Below are 26,064 nucleotides of genomic sequence, written 5' to 3' on the forward strand. Positions count from 1 at the left end.
AAACGCTGCTACACCACCAAAACCAGCGCCCCGCCGTCCCAAAAGGTCACATGATCATGTCGCCCTTGTCGCCATCTGAGGATGCCCGGTCGATCGGCGGAGCGGGGTGGAATCCCGTCGGAGGGGGCGGCCATGCTCCCTCCCGGCGCGGCGAGGTGTCGCGCCAGACGGGGAGTACCCATGCTTCGCAGCTCACCATCCGCCCGTACCCGAGCCGCACTGCCGCGCCGGATCGCCGGCGCGACCGCCACGGCGGCCCTGGCCGCCGCCGCTGCGGTCGGCGTCGCGGCACCGGCCGCCGCCGCGGACACCAGCACCCTCCTGGAGGGCGTCACCAGCGCCCGCGACGTCGCCGCGGGCGACGGCCGGGTCTTCGTCGCCGCGGTCGACCGGGTCGTCGTCGCCGACGCCACCGGCGCGGTGACCGACACCCTGGAGGGGATGGCCGGCGCGGTCGGCCTCGCCATCGACACCGATCGCGACCGCCTCTACGTCGCGCTGAGCGACAGCGGTGAACTGGCCGAGGTCGACACCGCCACCCTGCAGGTCGTCCGGAAGATTTCCTTGGAGGGGTACCGCTGCCCGACGAACCTCGCCCTGTCCGGAAGCCGGGTCTGGGTCGGCTACGGCTGCGGGTTCGAGTCGACCGGCGGCGTGCTGACGCTCGACGTCGCGGCGGCCGATCCCACGGTCGTCGGCATCACCAACAACATGTACCAGGCGCCACGGGTCGCGGTGGCCGGCAACGTGCTGGCCACCGGCTCTCCCGGCCTCAGCCCCGCGATGGTCGAGGTCTACTCCGTGGACGGCGCGCAGGCGACGCGGCGCGGCACGATCATGAACAGCATCGTGGCCAACCTTCGCGAGCTGGTCGTCACCCCGGACGGCAGCCAGGTGATCGGGGCCTACGGCAGCTCGGCCACCCACATCGGCTACGACACCACCACCCTGGCCGAGGTACGCCACTACGGCGCCGGCCCCGGCCGGCCGGACGCAGTCACGATCAGCCCCGACGGCCGCTACCTCGCCGGCGGGCGCGACGGCAGTCCGGAGCTGATCGTGCACACCCTCGCCAGTGGCGCACCGGTCAACCAGGTCGACAGCCTGGACGGTGCGGTGGTGGAGGGCAGCCTGGCATTCCTCGGCACCGACGTCTTCGGCCTGGTGTACGACCGGGACAGCGAGCGCTACCACCTCTGGCGGGCGGTCGACGTGACCCTGCCCAAGTCGGCGATCTCGCTGACCGGGCCGGAGTCCGCCACCGCCCTCGACCCGATGACCGTCACCGGCCGGCTCACCCTGGCCGACGGAGCGGCCCCGGGCGTGCAGCGGCTCGACGTCACCCGGATCCTGCCGGACGACAGCCGCACCGCGCTCTCGGCCACCACCGCGGCGGACGGCACCTTCACGATCACCGACACCCCGCCGGTCAGCGGGGAGATCCGCTACGAGGTCTCCTGGGCCCGGACCCCGAACTACCAGGGCAGCGACGCCTCGCTGACAGTGCCGGTGGCCGGGCGCGCCCCGACGCTCACCCTCACCGGCGCGGCGGCCGGCGAGGACGGCAAGCGCCTGCAGCTCTCCGGCACGCTGGGCTTCGACGGCAAGGTGCCCACAGATCCCCAGCAGATCGGAGTTACCAGGACCATCTGGAACAACCGCGTGGACGGGGTGACCGAGCAGCTTCCGACCGTCACCACCGACAGCGCTGGCGGCTTCGCGATCCTCGACACGCCGGCGCAGGGCGGCCGGTACGTCTACACGGTCAGCTGGGACGCCGGCTCGCCGGTGTACGCGCCGGCGTCGGCCACCCGGGAGGTCACCGTCTCGTCCAAGGACTCCCAGATCAGCGGCACGGTGGCGGACCCGGCGTACGTCGGGGAGAAGTTCCGGGTCACCGGAGCGATCTCCCAGGACGTTGGGGCCTGCCAGGGCCCGGCCACGGTCCACGTGAGCCGGAGCGTCAACGGCGGTAACGAGAAGAAGCTGCCGGACCTGACCACCGACGCGTCGTGCGCCTTCGGCTTCGACGACAGCATCACGGCCACGGGGCAGGTCACCTACAAGCTGGCCTGGGACGGCAACTCGACCCACCGGCGGTCGTCCGGCACCGTCGACGTGACCGTGCAGAAGCAGCCGTCGTCCATCGAGGTCACGTCCCCGGACCGCACCCTGGTCAACGGCCAGCAGGCGGTCATCGACGGCAAGGTCACCGGCACCCGTACCGGGTCGATCGGCGCAAGCGTGACGCTGACCGTCAACCGGGTCGGCCCGGACGGCACCTCGGTCCCGCTCCCGAACGTCACCACCGCGGCGGACGGCACCTTCTCGCTGCGGGACTCGCTGCCGACCGTGGACGCCAACACCTACCCGCAGTTCCTGTACGAGTTCTCCTGGTCCGGCAACGCCGGGTACGAGGGCAGCAACACCAACATCGCCTTCTACGTCGTCCCGCCCGACTGCACCTGCTGACGCGGTCGTGATCGCCGCCCGTCCGGGTCACCGGGCGGGCGGCGTCGTTTCCGCCTTCGGATGCCGCCGAACCAGCTCGCTGGTTCGGCCGCCTGCTTCGGTAGCCGGTCGCGCAGACTACCGGCCCTGAACCGGCCGTGAGCTGTACCCAGCCGACCGGATCCGGGCGGACGCTGGCGACAGCCCGCGGCCGACTAAGGGACGCCTGACGCTATTGGGGATCGACGAGGACGTCCCTTGGGACCACGACTTCAAGGAGCGGCTCAGTCCGCAGGCGACGGCCGAGCTCGGCGGATCACGGCCCGGTCGAGTCGTCAGGGTCGGTTGTGCACGAACCACGCGTCACCGGCGGGCAAGGCAACGGCGACCTCCCACCGGCTCAGGTCGAGGTTCGGTGCCAGCGCCTTGAGCTGGCCGGCCGCGGTCCACGCCTCGTCACCCGGTGCCGGGCGACGAGCCACCTGGAACTGCAGCATGGTGCCACCCCAAGACGCGACCAGGCGGGCGTCCCACCGGTGACGCCACTGCGTCAACGCCTCGGCCAGCATCCACCGGTACTCCCGGGTGGGCGCACCGAAGAAGTCGACCCAGTACCCCGAGCTGCGGACATCGCTGGTGGGCAGCAACATGAGCAGGACGCTGTTAGGCGTGAACCAGTAATCGGTCTGCGTCACGAACCGCACCCTGCCAAGCACCCGGGCGTACAGGTCGGCGTCGGCGAGCAGCCGATCGTACAGCGCCCGCTCCAGCTCCTGGAGCGGAGTCGGCAGCGCCACATCCGACACCAGGGCCGTCAGGTCCAGGTCTGCGCCAACCCTGCCACGCGTGTAGTACTCGACCTCGCCCTCGTCGACGTCGTCGTCCGCGCGGTAGTGGCGGTAGACCAGCCAGGGGTCGGAAGATTCGGCCGCCTCGGCGAACGCGCGCAGCTCCGACTCCGACGGACCGGGCTCGGGCTCGGGCCGGATCCTCAGCGTGTCGCCGAAGTCGTCGGTGACCATGACGGGCAGGCGTCCGGTGACCGACACCAGTGCGTCGGCAACCTGCCAAGCCTCTTGCATGCGATTGGGGTCGATGTCGGCGACGAGGACAGTGCCCGACGGGCCGTGCCCGATCGGCAGGCCGGCCAGGGGCGTGCCGACGAACGCCGCTTCGATCTGGTCGAGGTCGTTTCGCACGGTGAAGGTGTCTCCGATCATCGACGCGACCTGCCCATCCTGTGCATCGCGAGCCATCCCGCCGCAAGCGACAGCACCACCGCTCCCTGTTGGGGCGCGATCAGCCAGAACCACTCTTCGTCGCGGTAGAACAGGGCCAGGTGCGCCGTCGACAGCAGAGCAAGACCGGCAGCCCCGAAGTAGCCAGCGAAGACAGCTCGAGGCAGGTTGGCCGCCCGCCCCCATGCCCGTTCGCTGGCGCGTTGGCCTTTCACCCCGACCAGGATCACGGCATAGGCGAAGACAAACGCCCCCGCGCACCCGATGGCGGTGATGACGGCCCCGAGGATTGCTCTGATCAGCACGCGGCGAGACTCCCACGGCCGTCAAGTGACCCCAGGCGGCGACCCATTCGTTCCGGTCGATTCCCGCCTTCGCGCGCCGATCACCCCGGAAGACGACTGCAACAGGCTCGGCCCGACCGGCGATAGTCAGGTGTGACGAGCCAGATACAACCGTCCGACCAAGATCTGTGGTCGGCCATCGCAGCCAGTGACGAGGTCGCGTTCGGCCGGCTCTTCGACCGGTACGCCCGGGCGGTCTACAACCACGCGTTCCGGCTCACCGGCTCGTGGACGCTCGCCGAGGACGTGACGCAGTCCACCTTCCTGGTCGCGTGGCGCAGGCGTGGCGAAGCAGCGGTCCTGGTCGACGGGTTGGCGCTGCCGTGGCTACTGGTGGTCGCCACCAACACGACCCGCACCGAGTGGCGGTCGGCCCGGCGGTGGTTGGCAGCCCTGCGGAGGTTGCCGCCGGGACGCGGGGTGGAGGCGGACCCGGCGGACGACATAGTCGCTCGGCTCGATGACGAACGGCAGATGGCCGACGTCCTGGCGGTCGTACGCCGATTACCTCGCGCCGAGCGCGAGGCGGTTGCCCTGTGTCTCTGGTCGGGCGTGCCGTACGCCGAGGCGGCTGAGGTCCTCGGCATCAACGAAGGCGCGCTCCGATCACGTGTCAGTCGCGCACGGGCCCGACTGGCACGGATGGTCGTCGACGGAACCAAGCAGGAGGATGAGCGATGAAGGGCATTTTCGAAACGCCTGTCGAGCGGGATCTGCCGCCCGGCGCGGCGGCGCGGATGCGTTCGGATCTGATGGCTTCTGTCCATCGTCCGCGATCCCGCCGGGCGCTACGGCTCGGGGTGGCCACCGTGGCGACGGCTGCGGCCATGGTCGCCGGTGTGGCGATGGTGCCGAGTGGCGACGATGTGCGGCATCTGGCGATGGGTCCGAGCGAACTGTCACCGACGCTGCGCCGATCAATGGAGCAGTGCCTGTCGTGGAACGAGGAGATGGAGCGGCTTCCGGTGTCGATGGACCAGTTGGCCGTGGCCGCCGAGCAGGACCACCGGGCCGTGGCACTTTTCATATCGGAGACCGGGTACTTCACCTGTGAAGTCTCCACGGCGCCACATCAGGAGATCAGCGGGGCCGCCAGCAGTGAACGGGACTGGCCACAACGGAACTGGTTGCCCGGCCCGGTCCAGCGACTCCTGCTCGTGTCCAGCAGAGTCAACGGCGGCGACGTCGCGGCGACTGGCCGGGTCAGCGCTCGGGTGCACCGGCTGGTGCTCGAACACGGGGATGGGCAGACGACCACCGCGCGGTTGGCCAACGGTGTGTTCGGCCTGATCACCGAGGATGCGAACGCCAACGAGGGCGCCGAGTTGGTCAGTTACGACGACACCGGTGCCGAAATCGACCGCCGTCCGCTCTTTCGTCCGTCGGACGAGTTCGACCACTGCTACGGGGACCCGTCGGGCACTGTCGTCTACGGCTCGCCCGGCACCAACTGCCTACCCGCGGAGCGTTGGAGCCGGTAGGCACCGCGGTGGTGCCAGCGACGACCGGGGCTTCCGGCGTCGGACGCGGTGCTTCCGCGCTGTCAGCTCTAGAGCCCTCAGAGGGATCTCAGCGGCGGCCATCGTCCCAGCAACGGCCTTCCAATTTCCGGGGAGGATCAGGAGCGGGGCCTTGCGTTGCGCAGCCTGATGCCACTGAAGCCGACCGAGCTGTTGGCCACTACGTCCCAGAAGGACCAGAGGTTGTTCAGCACGCGAAGCTGGATTCCCGCCTCGGCGTGACACCGCAGCAGATCACCCACCGGCTCGGGAGGACCGAGGGGTGTGACGGGCTCGACTGCCACGAGCGCGTGTGGTTCGGGAGTGCCGAAGAGTTGGAAGCGATCAGCTGGTAGCCGGTACGCGAACAGTCGCACCCTTTGCATCGCCTCCAGCCAGCCGTACTCGATCGCATGGACTCGCTCGCCGCAGCCCGCTCCGACGACCCGATCACGATCCGCCCGAGAGGTGCTCGGCAGCACCCAGGCCATCGCCCGGGGGCACTGGCGCGGGAACCAGTAATCGGGAGCCCGATCCTGGTCGACGGCCCACACGTATGCGTCCGGTTGCTGAGCGGTCGCGGCGACATGCGGAACGAACCGCGTGATCGTCGGATCCTCCGAGAAATGCAGCACCTGCCCAGGCTCTGGTCGCATTTGGTCGTTCCTACCTGGGAGAGGTGCTCAGCTCAACCACATTCGGGCAGCCTCCGGTCGCGCTCCTAACTCAGCGCCACCGGAATACCGGCACTCGAACAACCGCTCTTCGACGGGGCGTATCCCAAACGGTTGCTCCCGATCACACAGAGCGTCCGTTAGTGTCCGCTCTGGAGGTGGTCCGTGTTCACCGAAGCTTTTCCGATCGTGACGACACCTGACCTGCCACGACTGATCGGGTTCTACCGGGATGTGGTCGGCTTCGAGCTGACCTACCGGTTCCCGGATGAGGGTGTTCCGGAGTTCGTCGCACTCCGACTGGGCAACAGCGAGCTGGGCCTGGCCGCCAATCCGGAGGCCGGCGGGCCGGCCGAATCGCACCGGTGGGAGCTGTGCGTCTACGCCGACGACTGCGACGCCGCCGTGCACGCCCTGCGCTCGGGCGGCGCCACGGTCACCGAGGAACCCGTCGACCAGCCGTGGGGGGAGCGGTCCGCCCGGGTCACGGATCCCGACGGCAACCGCATGCTGGTGCTGTCCCGCCTCGCTTAGGGCCTGCACAGATCTTGGACAGTTTCCGAGCAGGCGTAACGGAAACTGTCCAGGATCGCGGGTCAGCGCCGCCAGAACAGGAGATGGGTGACTCCGCTGGCGCTGGGAACCGACTCCAGGTGGAAGCGGTCGAGAAGTTCGTCGGGGCTGTCCCACAGGCGCTCGCCCCGGTCGAGGTCGACGGGCGCGACGGCGATGTGCATCGTGTCGACCAGGTCGGCATCGAGGAACTCGCGGATGGTGGCGACCCCACCACCGAGGCGTACGTCGCGACCGTCGGCTGCCTGCTTCGCCCGGGCCAGCGCCTCGGCCGGGCTGGCGTCGAGGAAGTGGAACGTGGTGTCGGACAGCGTGAACGACGGGCGTACGTGGTGGGTGAGCACGAAGACCGGCGTGTGGAACGGCGGGTTGTCCCCCCACCAGCCCTGCCAGTCGTGGTTCTCCCAGGGCCCGCGCTGAGGGCCGAACTTGTTGCGACCCATGATCTCCGCACCGATGTTGCACTCGGCGTCGCGGGTCAGATAGTCGTCGAGGCCGCGACTGCCGCCGGGCTCGGTGCGATACACGAAGCTGGCGGTGGCGGCCCGCCAGGAGAACAGCGGGGTGGGGTCCGCGTGGCCGAAGGGCCGTTCCAGGCTCTGCCCCTCGCCGGTGCCGAACCCGTCGCGCGACACGTTGAAACACTGCACCCGCAGCAGTTGCGGCATGGCATCTCCTCTTGAGGTGGCGGGTCGGGTGACTCAGTTCGTGGTCGTCGTCGGGCCGCCGCCCCTGCCCCGATCGTCGAGCACGAGTGGGGCGCGACCGTTCACGTCGTACCGGATGTGGGTGACCTGCGGGGTGTGCAGGACGCGGGTCGGCGTCAGCTCGATCGCCTCCTTGTCGCCGAGGTCGAGATCCGCGTCGAACAGTCGCAGGCCGGTGCCGAGCACGACCGGTACGACGTGCAGCTCCAACTCGTCGAGCAGCCCCGCCTTGATGACCTGCCGCACCAGGCTGCCGCCTCCGGCCACGGCGACGTTCTTGCCGCCGGCCACGGCGCGCGCCTGCTCGACGGCACTGGCCACACCATCGGTGACGTAGGTGAAGCTGGTGCCTCCGCCCCGCAGGAGAGTCTGGCGGGGGCGGTGCGTGACGACGAAGACCGGCGCGCGGAACGGCGGTTCCTCGCCCCAGGGCGCCTCACCGCCGTCGGCCATCCGGCGCCCCATCACGTACGCGCCGGCGGCCCCGAACGACTCGGCGATGACCTCGGAGTTGGTGTCCTCCTCACCACCGGCGAAGCCCTGTCGTTCACGCCACGCCGACGCCTCCGTCGCCCAGCGGGTGACCCGGAAGAACCCGGCGCTCTCCGCCGAGTCCATCCAGTTGCCGTCGCCCTCGAACCGTGGGCCGGCGTAGAAGCCGTCCACCGACACCGACAGCTGTGCGGTCACCTTGGTCATCGCGTTGGTCCTCTCCTCGGTCACACCCGACGGGTGCAGCTCGCCAAGGGGTCGGAGCCGAAGGGGAGACCCCTACCCGAGAGCAGTGTGACGTGCGTCACCCGAAGGCTCGATCAGGTGCCAGGTTCCGGCGTGTTCCGGGTCCCGGGACCAGCGCATCCGGGGCAACTCCTCGGGGCGGGGCCGCCAGTCCCGGTAGGGCGCGAGGGCCACCCGCCAGGCGATCACCGCGAAGACGTAGATGCCCGGGCCCGCCAGCCAGAGCAGGGCGTCGCGTCGCCGATAGGAGGCGTACGGCGCCAGCCACGCGGTCGCCGCCATCGGAAGTGCGATCGCACTGAGGTCGGCCATCGGCCCGCGACCGAACCGGGACTCGATCAGCTCGCGGAGGAGGAAGGACGGGACAACCACCGCGAGCGTCATGGCCACCGTGCGGATCGTGCGCCCGCGGCGATCCCGGGGTACGCGGGCAGCAGGCGCTTCGGCGGGCATGCCCGGAGGATACGGGCCGACCGCAACGCGGATCGACAACCGGCGGCGGTGCGGTCCCCGGCTAGGCTGGCGATCATGCGGATTGGCATCGTCATCCTGCCCGACCAGCGGTGGGCGGAGGCACAGCGTCGGTGGCGGCAGGTGGACGAGTGGGGCTTCGACCACGCCTGGACCTACGACCACCTGGGTTGGCGTGACCTGGTCGACGGCCCGTGGTTCGACTCGATAGCCACGCTGACCGCCGCCGCGACGGTGACCTCCCGGATCCGGCTGGGCACCCTGGTGGCGTCGCCGAACTTCCGGCACCCGGCGGCGTTCGCCCGGCAGATCACCACCGTGGACGACGTCTCCGACGGTCGGCTGCTGCTCGGCCTGGGCGCGGGTGGTATCGGGTTCGACTCGGCCGTGCTGGGCGGTGAGACCCTGCCGCCGCGTCAGCGGGTGGACCGGTTCGCCGAGTTCACCGAGCTGCTCGATCTCGTCCTGCGCGAGGACGGCACCACCTGGCGCGGTGAGTGGTTCGCCGCGGTGGACGCCCGCAACAACCCCGGCTGCGTGCAGCAGCCCCGGGTTCCCTTCGTGGTTGCCGCCAACGGGCCGCGATCGATGCGGCTGGTGGCCCGGTTCGGTCAGGGCTGGGTGACCACCGGCACCGATGCCGACGACGTGTCGGGCTGGTGGGACACCGTGTCGGCGCTGTGCGCGCGGATGGATCGCACGCTGGAGGAGGCCGGCCGCGATCCGGCCACTCTGGACCGTTACCTCTCGCTGGACGCGGCGCCGGTGTTCTCGCTCAGCAGCGCGCAGTTCTTCGCCGACCAGGTCGGCCGGGCCGCGGACCTGGGCTTCACCGATGTGGTGACGCACTGGCCGCGCGCCAGCAGCTGGTACGCCGGCGACGAGGCCATCCTCGCGGACGTGGCGACGCGGTTGCTGCCCGAGCTGCGCGGCTGACGTGGCCGCGTCAGGTGCCAAGGTCGCCGCTGGCCACTCCGCCCTCGCCGCCGGAGACCAGTCGCAGGCGTAGGCAGACAATCGGGGTGTCGCCGTCGACCGGGGTGCCGAGGCCCGCCCAGTAGGCCGCGTGCCCGGCCCGCCACTCCTCGATCGAACGGTCCCCCTCACCCTCGGCGCGGGCGAAGTCCCACGGCACGTCCGCGAAGCGGACCACCTCGACTCCGGTGATCTCCACGACGCCGGCCAGCGCGTCGTCGTCGTCGACCAGGGCCAGCCGTTCCCCGACCTGCTCCAGCTCCTCGCCCTCTTCCGCGTACTCGGCGAGCCGGCCGGCCGTCGCGGTCTTCACGCCGGCCAGCACGAGGGTGTTGAGGGTCGCCCGCAGCTCGCCGGGGGTGCCGAGGGCAAGGGTGCGCAGTTCACCGATCCGAGGCCACATCCTGCCGAGGCTAGGCCAGCGCGACCCGTACCGCCGCCGCATTGCGCCGGGGCCTGCTCAGATCAGTTGACCGGCGTAGCCGGCGGCGGTGAGCAGCCGGTCGTCGCCAGTGGCCTCGTGCGCGTCGAGCACCGCGTCGGCGAGCTTGACCACGTGCTCGTCGCCGTGCCGAGCCGCTCGGGCGAAGACCTCCGTCGGGGGCACGGCGGTCACGGTCGGTGGCGCGATGCCGTCGGCTGGGGCGTACACCGAGGTCAGGGCCGCCGTCGCGGCCCAGGCCGCGGCGAGGCTCGGCGCCCACAGCGCCCGGTCCAGGGCCGGCAGGGTACGCAGCACCGCGGTCGGCGCGGTGACCGCGTGCACCAGCATGACCGGCGCGGCGTGGCCGAAGCGCAGGTAGTCCAGGCCGGCGCGGTGCACCAACGTGGTGAGCCCGCGCTTCGCCTCGTCCGGGCTCCGCGCGGGGCTCAGCGCCGCGAGCGCCGGCTCCCACCGGGGTACGCCCGGCAGTTGGCCCAACCGATCCCGGACGCCGCCGGTCTGGTCGTCGATCCGGGGCAGCCCGGCCAGCGCGGCGACCACGTCCATCTGCTCGCGGCCGGCCCGGTGGCCGTCGAGAACACGGTCGGTGCCGGGGATCGGCTGCCAGCGGGCCGCCCAGTAGCCGAGGGCCTGGGCCAGTTCGGTGAGCCGAGGTGGGTTCACGTCGTCCGTTTCGAGGACGCGTACGGCATGCCCGACCCGGATCACGCCGTGGGTGGCGCCGGCGGCGATGCCCGGCAGCAGACGGGGCCACCAGGTGCCGAGCACGTCACGCCACGGGTGGTCGCGCAGTTGCCGGTCGAAGTACGCCAGCCAGTCACCGGCCCGCTTCGGATCCCCCAGCGCCGCTCGCCAGTCGCCGATCGGGTGCAACCCCCGGGGCAGTTCGTCGAGTCGGCCGAGGTAGTCGTCGAGCCAACGGTGCACCTGTCCCTGGTGCCCGTGTCGGGCCAGCGCCTCGACGGCCATCGGTCCGTGGTTGGAGAGCCACCCCTCGTATTCGGGGCCGGTGCGATGCAGTCGTTCGTACGCCTCGTCGAGAATGTCGTCACTCATGCATCGATCGTCGGACGTGAACCGAGGTTCAGGTCAAGCGTGCAGATCGGCGGCGTCGATCAGACCGGTGATCCGCAGGTCGACCGCGACCTCGGGCGGGCAGTCGACGGCCACCACGGCGGTGCCCAGCACCTCGGCGCCACGCGCCGCGCAGATGTCGTAGAGGGCGTGGAGCTGCGCGCCCGTACGCACCCAGTCGTCCACCACCAGCACCCGGTCGTCGGGGCCGAGGTGCCGGTCGCGTACCGCCAGGTCGACCCGTCGTCCTCGGTAGTCCGGTGGGCTCTGCGCCCAGGTGAGCGGCCCGGCCGGCAGCCGGCCGTCGGCGGGTTTGTGTGCGGCCACGAAGCCGACCCCGAGGGCGGTGGCCGCAAGCGGTCCGAGCAGCAGCCCGGTGACCGCCGGGGCGAGCACCACCGTCGGTCGGGCGGCCCGGTACGGCGCCACCAGGGCCGGTCCCAGTTCGGCCAGCACCGTCGGGTCGCGCCACCAACCGGAGATGTCGCTGACCAGGTGACTGGTGCCCGGACCGGGGTCGATCCACTGGAACAGGGCGGCCAGGCGTTCGGTCAGCTCAGCGGGCATCCGCTCATCCTGCGCCACGGCCGGTCGACGTGCCGACACCCGGGCCGGCCGGCCCATCCCGCCTCGGATGATCGGCTACACGTACCAGTGCAAATACGGGCATACCACTATGATCACGTTGACTTCGGAAGTGCTTCTCTCGTTACGGTCCGACCCGGTTTGTTCAGTCGACGAAAGGACCGGGCCGGTGGCAGGTAAGCACTCCCGTACCCGCATCTTCTCCTCCCCGGCGGGCATCGTGGCCACCGCGGCGGTCGGCGTCGCCCTCGCCGTCGGGGGCACGTTCGGTGCCGTGCAGCTGACCTCCGGCTCCGCTCAGTCGGGCCAGACGACTCTCGACCTCACCCCGACCACCGCCGCCAGCAGCCTCGCCCCCAGCTCCCCGGCCGCCTCCGCGTCCCCGAGTGCCAGCGTCTCCCCGAGCGCGTCCGCCAGCCCCTCGGCCACCCGGTCGCAGCAGGCCGCCTCCCGAGGCAAGGAGCGCACCGCGTCGCCGAAGCCGAAGCCGACCGCCAAGAAGACCACCGCCGCCCCGAAGGTGCTGGACAGCGGCTCGTGCGGCGCCTCGTTCTACTCCGACGGGCAGCTCACCGCCAACGGTGAGTCGTTCAACCCGAGTGCGCTGACCGCCGCACACAAGACGCTGCCGTTCAACACCAAGGTCCGGGTGACCAACCCGGCCAACGGCAAGTCGGTAGTGGTGCGGATCAACGATCGCGGCCCGTTCATCGACGGCCGCTGCCTGGACCTCTCCCGCGCCGCGTTCGCCACCATCGCCTCGGTCGACGTGGGCGCGCTCACCGTCCGCTACGAGGTACTCGGCTGAGTGGGGCAAGCGACGTCGATTCGGCCGGTCGATCGGACCGGCCGGTCAGAACCTCCTCGGACGACGGGTCAGGTTCATTCACCGTTTCACGCGGATCAGGCAAACTGTCTCTCGTACCCACGCGACTCCTTCAGCCGGTCCGTCGCCCGCTGAGCCCCGGATCCCGCGCCGGCCTCGGCGCGGCCCTCGTTCTGCTCGCGATCGTGTCGGCGGTGGAGGCGGCGGACGGGCGTTCGGCGAACTACATCGCACTGTTGGCGGCCGCACCGATCCTGGCCGCCGCACTGGCGGCCTGGCCGGTGGTGCTGGGGGTGGGTGTCGCCGCGACAGTGATCGGGGTCGCCTTCGCGCTGCTCGATCCGGAGATGTTGCTGGTCACCTCGGTCAACGTGGTCTGGGTCGCGCTCGCCACCGGGCTGGCGGTGGCGGTGACGTCGGTCCGCCAGAAGCAGGCGGACCGGATCGTCGAGTTGACCAAGCTCGCCTCGGTGGCCCAGCAAGCTGTGCTGCGTCCACTCGGCCCGCAGGTCGGGACGCTCTCGGTCGCCGGTCGCTACATCTCCTCCACCGCCACGGCCGAGATCGGCGGTGACCTGTACGAGGCGATCGACACGCCCTACGGCGTACGCATGATCATCGGTGATGTGCGCGGCAAGGGCCTGGACGCGGTCCGGCTGGCGAGCATCGTCCTCGGTTCCTATCGCCACGTGGCCTACGAGCGGGCCGACCTGCGCGCCGTCGTCGCCGACCTGGACCGCGCGGTCGCCCGCAACGTGGGCGACGAGGACTTCGTCACCGCGGCACTGGTTGAGGAGCGCGGTGGCACGCTCACGATCGTCAACTGCGGACATCCGCCGCCGCTGCTGCTGCGTCGGGGCGCGGTGATCCCGCTGGAGCCGCCGGCGCCGGCCCCTCCGCTCGGGTTCATGCCGGTGGTCCGCCCCCGGGTCGAACGCCTGGAGCCCGGCGACCGGCTGCTGCTGTTCACCGACGGGCTCGGCGAGGCGCGGCGTGACGGGGAGTTCTTCCCGACCGCCGACCGGGCCTGGCGACTGCTCGGCCACGGCACTGTCGCCAACGGGCTGGCCTCACTGGAGACGGCGCTGATCGAGTGGGTCCATGGTCGTCTCGACGACGACATCGCTCTGGTCCTCATGGAGTACGTCGGTGCCCGCACCGCCGTGACCGCAGCGGTCCCGAGCTGGGAGGTCGGCGCCGCCGAGAGCTGATTCGGTCAGCCCGGCCCGGAGGTGTGTAATCGCCGTCACTTGGGTGATCCGCTTGTCGCTGGCTACCCGCGAGTAATACAGTGTGGGTTACTGATCGGTAACACCTGTCCGGAAGCGGGGCCAGCGAGCATGACCCACTACAAGAGCAACCTGCGGGACCTTGAGTTCAACCTGTTCGAGGTCTTCGGGGCGGACCAGGCGTTCGGCCAGGAGCCCTATTCGGAACTCGACGTCGACACCGCCCGCACGTTCCTCGCCGAGCTCGACCGCCTCGCCCGCGGCGATCTGGCCGCCAGCTACACGGACAGCGACCGCAACCCGCCGGTGTTCGACCCGGCCACGCACACCGCGCCGCTGCCGGCGTCGTTCAAGAAGTCGTACCAGGCGTTCATGGACTCCGAGTTCTGGCGCCTGGACCTGCCGCCGCACCTGGGCGGCACCAACGCGCCGCGCGCCCTCTGGTGGGCCCTCGCCGAACTGGTCCTCGGCTCGAACGCCCCCATCTGGATGTACGCCTCCGGCCCCTCCTTCGCGCACGTCCTCGAGGTCGAGGGCAACGAGCAGCAGAAGCGGTGGGCCAAGCTCTTCATCGACAAGCAGTGGGGCTCCACGATGGTGCTCACCGAGCCGGACGCCGGCTCGGACGTCGGTGCCGGCCGTGCCCGCGCGATCCAGCAGCCCGACGGTTCCTGGCACATCGAGGGCGTGAAGCGCTTCATCACCTCGGGTGAGCACGACCTGAGCGACAACATCGTGCACTACGTGCTGGCCCGCCCGGTCGGCGTCGAGGGCGTCGGTGGCCCCGGCACCAAGGGCCTGTCGCTCTTCGTGGTGCCGAAGTTCCACTTCGACGAGACCACCGGCGAGCTGGGTGAGCGCAACGGCGTCTACACCACGAACGTCGAGCACAAGATGGGCCTGAAGGTCTCCAACACCTGCGAGCTGACCTTCGGCGAGCACGGCGTACCGGCCAAGGGCTGGCTGCTCGGCGACAAGCACGACGGCATCCGGCAGATGTTCATGATCATCGAGTACGCCCGGATGCTGGTCGGCACCAAGGCCATCGCCACCCTCTCCACCGGCTACCTCAACGCTTTGGAATACGCGAAGAGCCGGGTGCAGGGCGCCGACCTGATCCAGCAGGCCGACAAGACCGCCCCGCGGGTCACCATCACCCACCACCCGGATGTGCGTCGCTCGCTGCTGCTGCAGAAGTCGTACGCCGAAGGTCTTCGTGCCCTGGTTCTCTACACCGCCTCCTGGCAGGACAAGGTCGCCATCGCCGAGGCCGCCGGCGACGAGAAGGCCACCAAGCTGGCCAAGCGGGTCAACGATCTGCTGCTGCCGCTGGTCAAGGGCGTCGGGTCGGAGCGGGCCTACGAGATGCTCGGGCACGAGTCCCTGCAGACCTTCGGTGGTTCCGGGTTCCTCCAGGACTACCCGCTGGAGCAGTACGTCCGCGACGCGAAGATCGACACCCTGTACGAGGGCACCACCGCCATCCAGAGCCTGGACCTGATCTTCCGCAAGATCGTCCGGGACAACGGCAAGGCGCTGATGGCGGTCGCCAGCGAGATCCAGGAGTTCATCTCCTCCGAGGCGGGCAACGGCCAGCTCAAGGAGGAGCGGCAGTCGCTCGGCAAGGCGCTGGCCGAGGTGCAGAACATCCTCGGCGTGATGACCGGCTGGCTGGGCGAGGCGCAGGGTGGCGAAACCCGCGCGCTCTACAAGGTCGGGCTGAGCAGCCGGCGGTTCCTGCTGGCGATCGGCGACCTGGTTGTCGCCTGGCTGCTCCAGCGGCAGGCCGAGGTGGCGCTGAAGGCACTGACCGGCGAGGTCTCCGCCAGCGACAAGGCGTTCTACACCGGCAAGGTGGCCGCTGCCCGCTTCTTCGCCCGCGAGGTGCTGCCCCGCATCGGTGCCGACCGGCGGATCATCGAGAACACCGACCTCGACATCATGGACCTCCCGGAGGAGGCCTTCTGACCGTGCCACGGCACGGTTGACCGGTCCCGGGTCGCACCACCTGGGACCGACACCGACGGCCGGTGGGGCAGCTGCCCCACCGGCCGTTGCCGCGTCCGAGGGGTCAGCGACGCCTCTGCTTCCGGCCCCGACGTCCCAATCCGCGGCAAGGAACACCGGTCGGTCCCTCCTCGGGCCGGGTATTGGGCGAGCCTGGCCGGGTATGCCGGCGGCGTGGCGGGTAACCGTCGCGTGACCTCGAAAGGGAACGCCCAGAGCCACCGCACGGGGGAGTGCAGCGCATATGGGTGTCGGAAGCGGCATTTTTCTCATCGCGATCGGCGCGATCCTGACCTTCGCGCTGAGAGCCAACGTCTGGTGGATCGACGTACGGGCGGTCGGCTGGGTCTTCATCCTGGCCGGGCTGGCCGTACTGCTGACCACGCTCTGGTTCTGGCAGGACCGGCGCAAGCGGGCCCGGACGCTCATCGTGGAGGAGAACCGGCTCTCTCATCCGACCGCGATGATGCCGCCGCCGCCGGACCCGCCGCCACCAACCGCGCCGCCGTCCTGAGCTGGACCTGGGCGCATACCTCTGAGCCACCCGTCGAGAAGCGGCGGGTGGCTCAGTCGCGTGCGGTGTGCCGCTCGATGATCGGAGCGCTCGACCGACCCAGTTCCGCCCAGGCGAGTGGGCCACGGTGCACCGCCAGTTCCGCGGTGCGTAACCCTTCGTCGGCCGCGCCCTCCGGGTCGAGGAGCGCGGAGAGCAGTGAGATGCCCGGATTGTGGGCGATGAGCAGCGCCGTGCGAGCCGTGGGGTCGATCGTGCGGACCAGCGCCAGCAACTCCTCGGGGTGCGCGTCGTACGCGCCGGGCTCGTAACGAACGGTCGGCCGTGGCCCGGCCGGGCCACCCTCCGGCGGCGAACCGGTCATCCCCATCGCCACCCCGTGCCAGGTCTGGCGGGTGCGTCTGGCCGTCGAGCAGATCACCACGTCGGGTAGCAACCCGTGGCGCGCCAGCCAGGCGCCGGCCGCTGCGGCGTCTGCGGTCCCACGTGCGCTGAGAGGCCGTTCGGCGTCGTCCGCCGCGTCGCTACCCTGCTCGGCCTTCGCGTGCCGCAACAACACCAGCGTCCGGGTCTCGGGGTCGGCGTCCGTCATGCTCCCAGCTTGCCCGATTGGCGATCTCCGTGCCTGGGTAAGTCGATGGATGCCGCACCCCTACCGACGGCCGCGGCGCGTCGTACGCCAGGTTTTGAGCCGAGGAGCGAGACATGGGCATTGGTGGCAGCATCTTCTTGATCGCGCTTGGCGCGATCCTCGCATTCGCCGTGGAGGCCGACCTGGGCTGGCTGGACCTGTCCGTGGTCGGCTGGGTGCTGATGCTGGCCGGCGTCGCCGGCCTGATCACGACCCTCTACTTCTGGAACAGCCGCCGCCGCACCGTGGTCGCCGCGCCGGTGCGCGAGCAGCGCGTCGTGGCGGACCGGGTGGTGCCGGTCCAGGACGACCAGGTCGTGCAGGAGTACCGCGAGGTGCGTCGGCCGGGCCGACCGGTCTGAACCTCGCTCGCGAAACTCCGGGGTCCCGCAGCGTCGCGGGGCCCCGGCTCGCGTCTCTACCCGGAGGGACCACCACCCCGGCCACCCCTGGCAAGATCCGCGCACTTTCCGGGAAACTGCTGCCTGAAAGCCCGTCGAGGCAGCAGTTTCCCCGAAGTTGCGCGGATCTTGCGGTGCGGGCGCGCCTGCGTCCTCGCCTCGGTGCTCAGGCGAACAGTGCGAAGTAGATCGCGATGTGGTGGCAGAGCGCCGCCAGCAGCGTGCAGGCGTGGAAGAACTCGTGGTGACCGAAGACGGTCGGCCACGGATTGGGCCGCCGCAAGGCATAGAAGACAGCGCCGACGCTGTAGATCGCGCCGCCGACGACCAGCAGCACCAGTGCGGTGACGCCGCCGCCGTTCAGGATCTCCGGCAACATGGCCACCGCCACCCAGCCCAGCGCCAGGTAGAGCGGCGCGGACACCCAGCGCGGCGCGTGCGGCCAGACCACCTTGAGCGCCACGCCGGCCAGTGCGCCACCCCAGACCAGGGACAGCATCACGGTGGCCGGGCGGGGCGCGAGCAGCATCACGCAGAGCGGCGTGTACGTACCAGCGATGAACACGAAGATCATCGAGTGGTCCATCCGGCGCATCAGCTGGTAGCCGCGCTCCGACCACACCCGACGGTGGTAGAGCGCGCTGGTGCCGAAGAGCCCACAGACCGTCAGGCTGTAGATGAGGCAGCTGACCAGGGGCGCCCACCCGGGTCGGGTGGCGGCGATCGAGCAGAGCACGATGCCGCACACCACCGCGACAAAGAAGGCGTACGTGTGCAGCCAGCCGCGCATCCGGGGCTTACCGATGTCGACCGGCTTCAGGCGAAGCGGGGCGGAGGTGGTCACCTCCTTAGGTTACGGCACCGTAGGTTACTTGCAAGTAGTCACGGCGGTGACACCCGGCACCGTCGCCGTGAACACCGCGACCGCCGGTCATCGGCGAAGATGAGCCAATGCGGATCCGACCCGTCGGGGCGCACGCCCTGCTCCTCGACTGCACCGACCCCGACGGCGTGCCCGAGGTCGACCTGGTCGACGCATGGCGAGCCGAGCTGTGGCGGCGTCGGGAGCAGGGGGACCTGGGCGCCGTCGAGATCGTGCCGGCGGCCAGCACCGTCCTGCTCGACGGCCTGCCCGACCCGGCCGCCACGGCCGAGCAGCTGACCCGGTGGGCGCCGGCCATTGTGACCGCCGCCACCGCCCGTCGCGGCACGGACGAGCCCGACGACGGCACGGAGACCGTCGTTCCGGTCGACTTCGACGGGCCGGACCTGCCGGCCGTGGCCGAGCACTGGGGCGTCGACGTGCCCGCCGTGCTGTCCCGGCTGACCGGCACCCGGTTCCGGGTCGCGTTCTGCGGCTTCGCCCCCGGCTTCCCGTACCTGACCGGGCTGCCTGCCGAGCTGGCGCTGCCCAGGCTGGCCACGCCCCGCCCCCGGGTGCCACCCGGTTCGGTCGCCCTGGCCGGCCCGTACGCCGGCATCTACCCGGGCGCGTCACCCGGCGGCTGGCAGCTGGTCGGCCGCACCGACCTGGTCCTCTTCGACGTCCACGCCGACCCGCCGGCCCGACTCGGCCCGGGCACCCCGGTCCGGATGGCCGCGGCATGACCCGCCCGCCCGCCATCGAGGTGCTCCGCGCCGGTGCGCTCACCACCGTGCAGGACCTGGGTCGGCCCGGCTGGGCGCACCTGGGGGTCCCCCGGTCCGGTGCCCTCGACCCGGCGGCCCTGCGGCTGGCCAACCGCCTGGTCGGCAACCCGGAGCACGCCGCCGGCCTGGAGATCACCCTGACCGGCTGCACGGTGCGGCTGACCCGGGCCACCACGGTAGCGGTCACCGGCGCCGAGGTGACCGTCCACGCGGGCGATCGGCCCGGCGACACCGGGCGCCCGATCACCGTGCCGGCCGGGACGGTGCTGCGGATCGGCCCAGCCCGTCGGGGCGTACGGAGTTGGCTGGCGGTGGCGGGCGGCATCGACGTGCCGCCGGTGCTCGGCAGCCGGGCCACCGACACCCTCTCCGGGCTCGGTCCGCCTCGGCTGGGCGACGGCGACCGGTTGCCGCTCGGCGAGCCGCTCGACGCACCCGCGCCGGTGGACTTGACCGTCTGCTCCGCGCCCCCACCGGAGCTGCACCTGATGCTCAGCCTCGGCCCTCGCGACGACTGGTTCACACCGGCCGCAGTCGACCTGCTGTTCGGCACCGCGTACACCGTCAGCCCGGTGAGCAACCGGGTCGGCGCGCGACTCGCCGGCGCGCCGCTGCCCCGCGCGGTCGCCGGCGAGCTGCCCAGCGAGGGCATCGTGCTCGGCGCGGTGCAGGTGCCGGCCGACGGACAACCCCTGATCTTCCTGGCCGACCACCCGACCACCGGCGGATACCCCGTCATCGGGGTGGTCACCGACGTGACCCCGCTCGCGCAGGCCCGCCCAGGGACTACCGTCAGATTCCATGGACCTCAACGCTGACCTGGGTGAGGGCTTCGGCATCTGGCGACTCGGCGACGACGAGGCGCTGCTGGGCCTCGTCACCTCCGCCAACGTCGCCTGCGGCTTCCACGGCGGCGACCCGTCCACCATGCGGCGGGTCTGCGAGGGCGCCGCACGGCGCGGGGTCGCGGTGGGCGCGCAGGTCGGCTACCGGGACCTGGCCGGCTTCGGTCGACGGCACATCGCGTACGACTTCGCCGAGCTACGCGACGAGGTGACCTACCAGCTCGGGGCGTTGAACGCGTTCTGCCGGCTGTTCGGCACCCGGGTCCGCTACCTCAAACCGCACGGCGCGCTCTACCACGCGGCGAGCACCGACGAGTCCCAGGCGGCGGCGGTGGTCGCGGCGGTCACCGGGTACGACCCCGAGCTGCCCGTGCTCTGCCTACCCGGCTCGACGCTCGCTCAGCTCGCCGTCGGCGCGGGCCTGCCGGTCGTCGCCGAGGCCTTCGCCGACCGCGCCTACCTGCCCAACGGGGCTTTGGTGCCGCGCGGCACCCCCGGCGCGGTGATCACCGACCCGGAGCAGGTGGCCGAACGGGCGGTGCGCATGGCCGTCGAGCGGAGCGTGGTGGCGGTGGACGGCACCGTCATCCCCTGCTCGGTCGACTCGATCTGCCTGCACGGTGACACCCCGGGCGCGGTCTCCGCCGCCGAGCTGGTCCGCGCCACCCTGATCGACGCCGACATCCCGCTGGCCCCGTTCGCGTGACCTTCAGGGGCCCAGCGGGCCCCTGAAGGTCACGTCAGGCGTCCAGGCCGCGGAGCACCAGAGGCAGCCGGGTCACGGCACCGTCGACCACCCGGACCGGTACGCCCCAGTCCTGCCGGGTCAGATGGCACGCCGCGTGTTCGACGTCCGCGTCGCAGGTCGCCGCCTGGGCGGTCACCTGCAACACCCCGGCGGTGACCTCGCCGTTGAGCACCAGCCGACGGGACAGCTCGGTGCCCGTGCCGGCACCGTCCACCAGCAGCTCGGGCGGAGACGCGGAGACCACCAACCGGGTCGACGGCCCGTACGTCTCGTCCAGCTTCTGCCCCGGCGCCGGGGTGAAGACGATGTCCAGGGTGACCTCACCGGCCGCGACGTCGGTCGGCTTGCGCTCGGTACGGTGCCGGGGCCCGTCCACCGTGCTGGCACCCGCCGCCGACAGGGCACCCGGGGCGAGCCGGGTCAACCGGTGCGCGGCGGACTCCACCACCAGCACCTCACCGGCCGGGGTGAGCACCAGGTCGCTCGGCTCCGCCAACCCGTCGGCGACGGTGGAGACCTGGTTGCTGGCCGGGTCGAAGCGGCGCACCGCGCCGTTGTACGTGTCAGCGATCAGCACCGAGCCGTCCGGCAGCGCGCACACGCCCAGCGGGTGCTGGAGCAGCGCCGTCTCCGCCGGACCGTCCACGTGCCCGAAGTCGAACAGGCCCTGCCCGACGGCGGTGCCCAGCACGCCGTTCTCCACGTACCGGATGGCGCTGGTCTCGCTGTCGGCGACCCAGAGCCGGGTGCCGTCGGCCGAGACCGAGAGCCCCGACGGCTGCGCCATCCACGCCTCGGCCAACGGGCCGTCACGCAGCGCCTCGACGGTGGTGCCGGCGTACATGCCCGTGGTCCGCTTGATCGGGTCGAACCACCAGAGCTGGTGGATGCCGGCCATCGCGATGATCAGCTTGTCGTCGTACCAGGCCAGGTCCCACGGGGAGGAAAGGTCGACGGCGAACGCGTCGTGGGCGTGGTCGTCGACCGAGGCGCGCCACTGCCGCCCACTGCCGGCCACTGTGACCACCTCGCCGGACTCCAGCCGTACGCCGCGCAGCAGGTGGTTGACCGTGTCGGCCACCACCAGGTCGTAGCCGGCGACCTCGGCGACATGCGTGGGCAGCAGGCACACGCCCTGCGGCTCGGAGAATGTCGCCGCGGCAGCCGGCCCGTCGGCCCGGCCCCGCTCGCCCGAGCCGATCCGGCGCACCGGCGTCTCGCCGTCCGGGGCAACCTCGACCAGGGAGTGCCGGGCCGAGTCCGAGACCAGCAGGTTGCCGTTCGGCAGCTGCACCGCCTTACCGGGGAAGCGCAGCGCGGTCTCCGGCGCCGGCGGCGGGACGTACGGACCATCGCCCCGGTGCAGGGTGCCCTTGGCCTCGTGGGTGGCGATCAGCTCGTCGATCAACCGGGCCAGCCCTTCGGCGTGCCCCTCGCCGGCCATGGTGGCCACCACGTACCCCTCGGGGTCGATCACCGACAGGGTCGGCCAGGCCCGCGCGGCGTACTGCTGCCACATCTCCATCTCAGGATCGTCGAGTACGGGGTGGTGCACCCCGTACCGCTCGACGGCGGCGGCGAGCGCGTCGGCGTCCTTCTCGTGCTCGAACTTCGGCGAGTGCACACCGATCACGACGAGCACGTCGCCGTACTTCTCCTCCAACGGGCGCAGCTCGTCGAGAACGTGCAGGCAGTTGATACAGCAGAACGTCCAGAAATCCGCCAAAACGATCTTGCCGCGAAGGTCGGCGAGCTTGAGGTCGCGTCCACCGGTGTTCAGCCAACCCCGGCCGTGCAGCTCTGGAGCCCGTACTCGTGCAGTCGTTCCCATGCCTGTCAGCCTGCCACGGCGAGGCTTCTCCGTATCGGTCGTCGTGACCCGGACGACAGTCAACATTTCGATCGGTGGCAGTTCAGCAGTGGTGGCAGCTCAGCAGTGCGGTGCTCGGCGTGTCGAGTTGCTCAGCTGCCAACGATCAACGGGACGAGGCAGGAAGGCCCAGGGGGTGGGGTACGACGGCGGCGGGGGTCACGGTCGCCCGTGAACCCCGCCGCCGGTCGAGCTACTTCGTGGCCGGTTTGAGGCAGAGCACCCGGTTGGTGCCGTCACCGGGCAGCACCACGTGCGGCTGCGTCGTGTCGGTGCACTTCTCCTTGGCGTCCACCTTCGAGACGATCGTGAAAGCGTCCGCCTCGCCGCAGTCCGCCGCCGTGGCGCCACCCTGACCGGACTGCTTCACGCAGGTGCCGACCGCGGGGTCGAACGACGGACCGTCGTCGCCGCCGAACTTGCCGAGCAGCATCAGCAGGCCGAGCGGCACCGCCAGGATCAGCACCGCAGCGATCAGCACCGCGGCCAGCACCCGGCCGTTGCGGACCTTCGGCGTGGGCGGCTCCGCCTTCGGCTCGTCGGCGTCCGGCTTGAACGCGTCGAACCGGCCGTGGTCCGACTGGCCGGCCTCCTGACCCCAGGACGACGTGGGCTGCTGCGCGGGCGGGAACGACGGCGGGAAGTTTCCGCCCGGCACCGGCTCGGTTGCCGGCCCGGCACCGAAGCCCGACCCGCCGGACCCTGGCCCACCGAAGTTCGACCCACCGAAGGCCGACGCCCCGTTCACCGCGGCGGCGCCGGAGGCAGGTGACCCGGGGCCGCCGAACTGGTCGGCCGGTCGTTCGGCACCGGAGTGCGGCCGGGTGCCGTTCATCGGCCGGTTGTTGCCGGGCGTGTCGACGAAGGACGGCACACCGGGCGGGAACGCCGGCGGCGCCGACGGGGCCTCACCGAACGTGTTCGGTGCGGGCTGCCGGTCGTCGAAGCGGGGATCGGCAGCCGACTCGCCGCCCCAACCGGGACCGGCCTGGCGCTGCGAGTCGTTCTGCCACTCCGGTGCGGCCTGGCGCTGGGCGTCGTTCTGCCATTCCGGTGCGGCTTGGCGGTGTGAGTCGTTCTGCCATTCCGGTGCGGCCTGGCGGTCGGCTCCCGGGTCGCCCTGGAACGCCTCCGGCTCCGGCTCGTTCTCCGGCTCGGGTCGAGCCGGGCGGCCGTACACCCGGGGTTGTGGTGTCGCCGTGCCGGTCGGCCGGATGGCCTGGTCGGTCGGTGGCATCACCCGGCTGGCCAGCGGCACCGAAGCGCTCGCAGTGGCGCGGGCGGCCGAGCCGTCCGCCGAGTCGGCCTCCGACGCCGGCACGACCGCGCGGCCCGCTCCGGACTCCGGAGAGGTGCGCGGGGCAGGCACCATGGCGCCGCCGCTCGCGGGAGCGTCGCCGGCGCGGCCCCAGCCGGCCGGCTCCGCCTCGTACTGCGCGGCGGCGTCCGGGGCCTCCCGCTCGGCGTATGCGGGCTGCTCGGGGATCGGGGCGAACTGGGCCTGGGGCGGCGCGTAGTCGGCCGGCGGGGCGGCGGCCAGGCTGGCACCCGGCACACGCTGCTCCTGTGGGGGCAGCGGCACGGCGTTCGCGGGCGAGATGCCCGGCGCGGGCCCGGGCTGGTAGGCAGGTGCCTCGTCGCCCCGGTCCGCCTCCCAGCCACCGCGGGACTGGGCGGAAGCCTCCGCTTCGGCGCGTCCCCACACCTCACCGGGTGCCCACGGCTCGACCGCCGGCACGCCGGGGTTGGCCTGTGCGGCGTTGTCCTGGTTGGCGGCCCAGCCGGGCACACCGTCGTTGCTGGGCACACTGACGCTGGCACGCGCGGGCAGGCCACTCTGCTCCGGCGGATTCCACACTGCCGGCTCCGGCCGTTCGGCCGGCTGGTCCTGGGGTGCGAGCACCCAGTCGGGCTGCTGCGGACGGCTCTCGGCCCCGCCCCAGGCAGCCGGCTGCTCGGCCTGGTCCTGCCGCGCGTCGCCGCCGTCATTCCAGGCTGCGGGTTGTGCCTGCTGCTGTGCGGCCCATCCATCGGAGTGGGCCGGGTCGTCCTGGCTGGGCCAGTTCGCCGCCGGTGCCGGCACCTGGGCCGCGCCACGGGCGGCGCCGGGCTGGGCGGCCTGTCCCCACTCGGGGGCGGGCTGCTCGGTCGGTTCGGCAGGTTGGCCCCAGGCCGGCGGCGACTGCTCAGCCGGCGTCCACACCGGCTGGTCGTCGCGCGCGGCGGCGTTGCTGGCGGGCCAACCGCCGTTGCCGGCCGCGTCGTCCTGCTGAGCGCCGCCGGACCAGCCACCGGCCTGCGGCATCTCGGGCTGCTGTGACTCGGCGCCGTGCCAGTCACCGGCGGGCGGGTTGGCCTGCGGCGCCCCACCCCAGCCTCCGGCTCGGGCCGGATCTTCCTGGGCAGGCCAGGCAGCGGTGGCCGGAGGCACCTGCGCGGCGCCTCGCGCGGCCGGCTGGGCTTGCACCCACTCGGGCTGCTCAGCGGCGTTCGGAGTCCAGTTTGGTGCGGGTGCGCTCTGCTCTGCCGGCGTCCAGCCCTGCTGCTGCGCCGCCCACGGGGCAGGCTGCGCGGGGGCCGGTGGGCCGTCGTTGCCGGGCCAGGTGCCGGGCTGCTGCTGCGGCGGCTCGCTCGTGCCGCCGGCCGCCCAGGCGGGCTGCGCCGGGTCGCTGGGCTGCGGGGCAGCGGCGGCACCCCAGGCGGGGGCCGGTGGCTGCTCGGACTGGGTCGCCCATGCTGGCGTCGACGGGTTGGGCCGCGTCGGCGGCGGGGGCGCCCAGCCCAGGTCGGGGCCGGCGGCGTTGTGGCTGTTGTCCGGCTGCGCCGGGCGGTCGCCGTACGGCGCCGGTCCGCCGGCGCCCGGTGACACCTCGTCCGGCTCTTGGCCGGGGCGGTGCGGGCCCTCGGACGTCATGGGTGCGCCTCCTCCATCACATGTCGGCTCGCCGGTGCCGATCGGTCTCCTCGGCATGGCTGCCGGCGTCACCGGCGTACCGCTGTGCCGGCTCCCCGCACGGTATCGGGTGGTGGCACGGCCCGTCCAAGGAGCACCGGTCGTCACTTTGCGTGGCCGGTCGGTGTCGAGCAGCTTCTGTCAGCTCGGCCCCTGCCGGGTCGGCGGGCGGCGACCGAAGCCCACCGTACCGGGCGCTGCGGCAGGGCGGAATCCCGGTGGCCGATGCCGGAAACGCCGATGGCCCACCCGGCGGACCGGGTGGGCCATCGATCTGGAGGAGGTAGGAATGTCGAGGAGCGTCAGCTCATGTGACGCTGGGCGATGACGAGGATTTCCTCGCGAACCGCCGGCGAGTTCGCCGAGCGCAGCGCGTGCTCGATGGCACGGGCGCGGCGGGTCGCGTCGCGGTGGTTGCGGATTCGCTCGATCATGCTCATTGGTGGGTCCCCCTAGCTATTCGGTTGTCAGCCCCTGATGCGTCTATTTAACCGCAGAACCCGGCCAACTTCCATCGATTATTAGGTGAGCTGAGACACCTGCCTAACAATCAAAGGTCAACAGCCGATCTGGCTGATGTTTCGTCGCCCAAACGACACGGCCGGTGTGCCGGGCG

27 protein-coding genes are annotated in these 26,064 nt (G+C 71.5%); 13 read left to right on the plus strand and 14 right to left on the minus strand.

Going from position 1 to position 26,064, the window contains the following annotated elements; all coding sequences use genetic code 11:
• Positions 1-180: 180 nt before the first annotated feature.
• Positions 181-2,472, plus strand: coding sequence for a hypothetical protein (locus GA0070619_RS28510; protein WP_088950870.1), 2,292 nt, complete (start codon positions 181-183; stop codon positions 2,470-2,472).
• A gap of 314 nt (positions 2,473-2,786) precedes the next feature.
• Here the strand turns inward: GA0070619_RS28510 and GA0070619_RS28515 are convergent, their stop codons facing one another.
• The gene (locus GA0070619_RS28515; protein WP_088950871.1) at positions 2,787-3,671 is read right to left on the minus strand and encodes a hypothetical protein; all 885 of its coding nucleotides are present in this window, start codon (positions 3,669-3,671) and stop codon (positions 2,787-2,789) included.
• On the minus strand, positions 3,668-3,994 hold the full coding sequence (locus GA0070619_RS28520; RefSeq protein WP_088950872.1) for a hypothetical protein: 327 nt from the start codon (positions 3,992-3,994) through the stop codon (positions 3,668-3,670). Before GA0070619_RS28520 ends, GA0070619_RS28515 begins: the two co-directional genes overlap by 4 nt.
• A 132-nt stretch (positions 3,995-4,126) precedes the next feature.
• Here GA0070619_RS28520 and GA0070619_RS28525 point away from each other — a divergent pair, with 132 nt between their 5' ends.
• Together GA0070619_RS28525 and GA0070619_RS28530 are read left to right on the plus strand one after the other, a co-directional pair.
• Positions 4,127-4,714, plus strand: a complete 588-nt coding sequence (locus GA0070619_RS28525; RefSeq protein ID WP_088950873.1) for an RNA polymerase sigma factor — start codon at positions 4,127-4,129, stop codon at positions 4,712-4,714.
• Positions 4,711-5,514 (plus strand): hypothetical protein, encoded by an 804-nt coding sequence (locus GA0070619_RS28530; RefSeq protein WP_088950874.1) that lies wholly within the window; start codon positions 4,711-4,713, stop codon positions 5,512-5,514. The genes GA0070619_RS28525 and GA0070619_RS28530 overlap by 4 nt, the downstream gene beginning before the upstream one ends.
• Positions 5,515-5,651: 137 nt before the next feature.
• Here the strand turns inward: GA0070619_RS28530 and GA0070619_RS28535 are convergent, their stop codons facing one another.
• The gene (locus GA0070619_RS28535; RefSeq protein ID WP_231927180.1) at positions 5,652-6,167 is read right to left on the minus strand and encodes a DUF6886 family protein; all 516 of its coding nucleotides are present in this window, start codon (positions 6,165-6,167) and stop codon (positions 5,652-5,654) included.
• A gap of 228 nt (positions 6,168-6,395) precedes the next feature.
• Here GA0070619_RS28535 and GA0070619_RS28540 point away from each other — a divergent pair, with 228 nt between their 5' ends.
• Entirely contained in the window at positions 6,396-6,740 is a 345-nt protein-coding gene (locus GA0070619_RS28540) for a VOC family protein (RefSeq protein ID WP_231927181.1), read from the plus strand.
• Between the two features lie 62 nt (positions 6,741-6,802).
• On the opposite strand, the gene GA0070619_RS28545 is transcribed toward GA0070619_RS28540, so the two are convergent.
• From GA0070619_RS28545 to GA0070619_RS28555, 3 genes are all read right to left on the minus strand, one after another.
• Positions 6,803-7,447, minus strand: a complete 645-nt coding sequence (locus GA0070619_RS28545; RefSeq protein ID WP_088950877.1) for a dihydrofolate reductase family protein — start codon at positions 7,445-7,447, stop codon at positions 6,803-6,805.
• A 33-nt stretch (positions 7,448-7,480) separates the two neighbouring features.
• Positions 7,481-8,185, minus strand: coding sequence for a dihydrofolate reductase family protein (locus GA0070619_RS28550; protein WP_088950878.1), 705 nt, complete (start codon positions 8,183-8,185; stop codon positions 7,481-7,483).
• 72 nt (positions 8,186-8,257) lie between these two features.
• Positions 8,258-8,677: a hypothetical protein gene (locus GA0070619_RS28555; protein WP_157744094.1), complete on the minus strand. Its 420-nt coding sequence runs from the start codon at positions 8,675-8,677 to the stop codon at positions 8,258-8,260.
• 75 nt (positions 8,678-8,752) lie between these two features.
• On the opposite strand from GA0070619_RS28555, the gene GA0070619_RS28560 reads away from it, so the two are divergent.
• Positions 8,753-9,631 carry an LLM class flavin-dependent oxidoreductase gene (locus GA0070619_RS28560; protein ID WP_088950880.1) on the plus strand — a complete coding sequence of 293 codons (879 nt, stop codon included), beginning with the start codon at positions 8,753-8,755 and terminating at the stop codon, positions 9,629-9,631.
• A 10-nt stretch (positions 9,632-9,641) separates the two neighbouring features.
• On the opposite strand, the gene GA0070619_RS28565 is transcribed toward GA0070619_RS28560, so the two are convergent.
• Genes GA0070619_RS28565 through GA0070619_RS28575 form a run of 3 tightly spaced genes read right to left on the minus strand, consistent with a single transcriptional unit; the run spans position 9,642 to position 11,756 of the window.
• The gene (locus GA0070619_RS28565; RefSeq protein ID WP_088950881.1) at positions 9,642-10,073 is read right to left on the minus strand and encodes an ASCH domain-containing protein; all 432 of its coding nucleotides are present in this window, start codon (positions 10,071-10,073) and stop codon (positions 9,642-9,644) included.
• A 57-nt stretch (positions 10,074-10,130) separates the two neighbouring features.
• The gene (locus GA0070619_RS28570; protein WP_088950882.1) at positions 10,131-11,171 is read right to left on the minus strand and encodes a questin oxidase family protein; all 1,041 of its coding nucleotides are present in this window, start codon (positions 11,169-11,171) and stop codon (positions 10,131-10,133) included.
• Positions 11,172-11,204: 33 nt separating this feature from the next.
• Positions 11,205-11,756, minus strand: a complete 552-nt coding sequence (locus GA0070619_RS28575) for a phosphoribosyltransferase family protein (RefSeq protein WP_088952114.1) — start codon at positions 11,754-11,756, stop codon at positions 11,205-11,207.
• 187 nt (positions 11,757-11,943) lie between these two features.
• Between GA0070619_RS28575 and GA0070619_RS28580 the strand changes: the two genes are divergently transcribed.
• The 4 genes from GA0070619_RS28580 to GA0070619_RS28595 all read left to right on the plus strand — a co-directional run bounded on the left by GA0070619_RS28580 (position 11,944) and on the right by GA0070619_RS28595 (position 16,350).
• Positions 11,944-12,582 carry a septal ring lytic transglycosylase RlpA family protein gene (locus GA0070619_RS28580; RefSeq protein WP_172862136.1) on the plus strand — a complete coding sequence of 213 codons (639 nt, stop codon included), beginning with the start codon at positions 11,944-11,946 and terminating at the stop codon, positions 12,580-12,582.
• A 104-nt stretch (positions 12,583-12,686) separates the two neighbouring features.
• Complete coding sequence (locus tag GA0070619_RS28585; RefSeq protein ID WP_088950884.1) at positions 12,687-13,811, plus strand: PP2C family protein-serine/threonine phosphatase; 1,125 nt, start codon at positions 12,687-12,689, stop codon at positions 13,809-13,811.
• A gap of 129 nt (positions 13,812-13,940) precedes the next feature.
• A complete protein-coding gene (locus GA0070619_RS28590; RefSeq protein WP_088950885.1) occupies positions 13,941-15,797 on the plus strand; it encodes an acyl-CoA dehydrogenase in 1,857 nt (618 codons plus the stop codon).
• 283 nt (positions 15,798-16,080) lie between these two features.
• Positions 16,081-16,350 (plus strand): DUF6458 family protein, encoded by a 270-nt coding sequence (locus GA0070619_RS28595; protein WP_030332052.1) that lies wholly within the window; start codon positions 16,081-16,083, stop codon positions 16,348-16,350.
• A gap of 52 nt (positions 16,351-16,402) precedes the next feature.
• Here GA0070619_RS28595 and GA0070619_RS28600 read toward each other — a convergent pair whose 3' ends face one another.
• Positions 16,403-16,942 (minus strand): SixA phosphatase family protein, encoded by a 540-nt coding sequence (locus GA0070619_RS28600; protein WP_088950886.1) that lies wholly within the window; start codon positions 16,940-16,942, stop codon positions 16,403-16,405.
• A gap of 113 nt (positions 16,943-17,055) precedes the next feature.
• Between GA0070619_RS28600 and GA0070619_RS28605 the strand changes: the two genes are divergently transcribed.
• Positions 17,056-17,343, plus strand: a complete 288-nt coding sequence (locus GA0070619_RS28605; RefSeq protein ID WP_088950887.1) for a DUF6458 family protein — start codon at positions 17,056-17,058, stop codon at positions 17,341-17,343.
• A 205-nt stretch (positions 17,344-17,548) separates the two neighbouring features.
• On the opposite strand, the gene trhA is transcribed toward GA0070619_RS28605, so the two are convergent.
• On the minus strand, positions 17,549-18,226 hold the full coding sequence (gene trhA / locus GA0070619_RS28610; protein WP_088950888.1) for a PAQR family membrane homeostasis protein TrhA: 678 nt from the start codon (positions 18,224-18,226) through the stop codon (positions 17,549-17,551).
• 107 nt (positions 18,227-18,333) lie between these two features.
• Between trhA and GA0070619_RS28615 the strand changes: the two genes are divergently transcribed.
• The 3 genes from GA0070619_RS28615 to GA0070619_RS28625 are packed head-to-tail and all read left to right on the plus strand — an operon-like array spanning position 18,334 to position 20,583.
• Positions 18,334-18,990 (plus strand): 5-oxoprolinase subunit B family protein, encoded by a 657-nt coding sequence (locus GA0070619_RS28615; protein ID WP_088950889.1) that lies wholly within the window; start codon positions 18,334-18,336, stop codon positions 18,988-18,990.
• Positions 18,987-19,850: a 5-oxoprolinase subunit C family protein gene (locus GA0070619_RS28620; RefSeq protein ID WP_088950890.1), complete on the plus strand. Its 864-nt coding sequence runs from the start codon at positions 18,987-18,989 to the stop codon at positions 19,848-19,850. The genes GA0070619_RS28615 and GA0070619_RS28620 overlap by 4 nt, the downstream gene beginning before the upstream one ends.
• On the plus strand, positions 19,834-20,583 hold the full coding sequence (locus GA0070619_RS28625; RefSeq protein WP_088950891.1) for a LamB/YcsF family protein: 750 nt from the start codon (positions 19,834-19,836) through the stop codon (positions 20,581-20,583). The genes GA0070619_RS28620 and GA0070619_RS28625 overlap by 17 nt, the downstream gene beginning before the upstream one ends.
• Positions 20,584-20,617: 34 nt before the next feature.
• Here the strand turns inward: GA0070619_RS28625 and GA0070619_RS28630 are convergent, their stop codons facing one another.
• From GA0070619_RS28630 to GA0070619_RS32915, 3 genes are all read right to left on the minus strand, one after another.
• Entirely contained in the window at positions 20,618-22,456 is a 1,839-nt protein-coding gene (locus GA0070619_RS28630) for an NHL domain-containing thioredoxin family protein (RefSeq protein WP_088950892.1), read from the minus strand.
• Positions 22,457-22,688: 232 nt separating this feature from the next.
• Positions 22,689-25,409, minus strand: a complete 2,721-nt coding sequence (locus GA0070619_RS28635) for an LppU/SCO3897 family protein (RefSeq protein ID WP_088950893.1) — start codon at positions 25,407-25,409, stop codon at positions 22,689-22,691.
• Between the two features lie 341 nt (positions 25,410-25,750).
• A complete protein-coding gene (locus GA0070619_RS32915; RefSeq protein ID WP_165435866.1) occupies positions 25,751-25,888 on the minus strand; it encodes a hypothetical protein in 138 nt (45 codons plus the stop codon).
• Positions 25,889-26,064: the final 176 nt, after the last annotated feature.

Origin of the sequence: Micromonospora zamorensis (assembly GCF_900090275.1) — a bacterium.
GTDB lineage: Bacteria > Actinomycetota > Actinomycetes > Mycobacteriales > Micromonosporaceae > Micromonospora > Micromonospora zamorensis.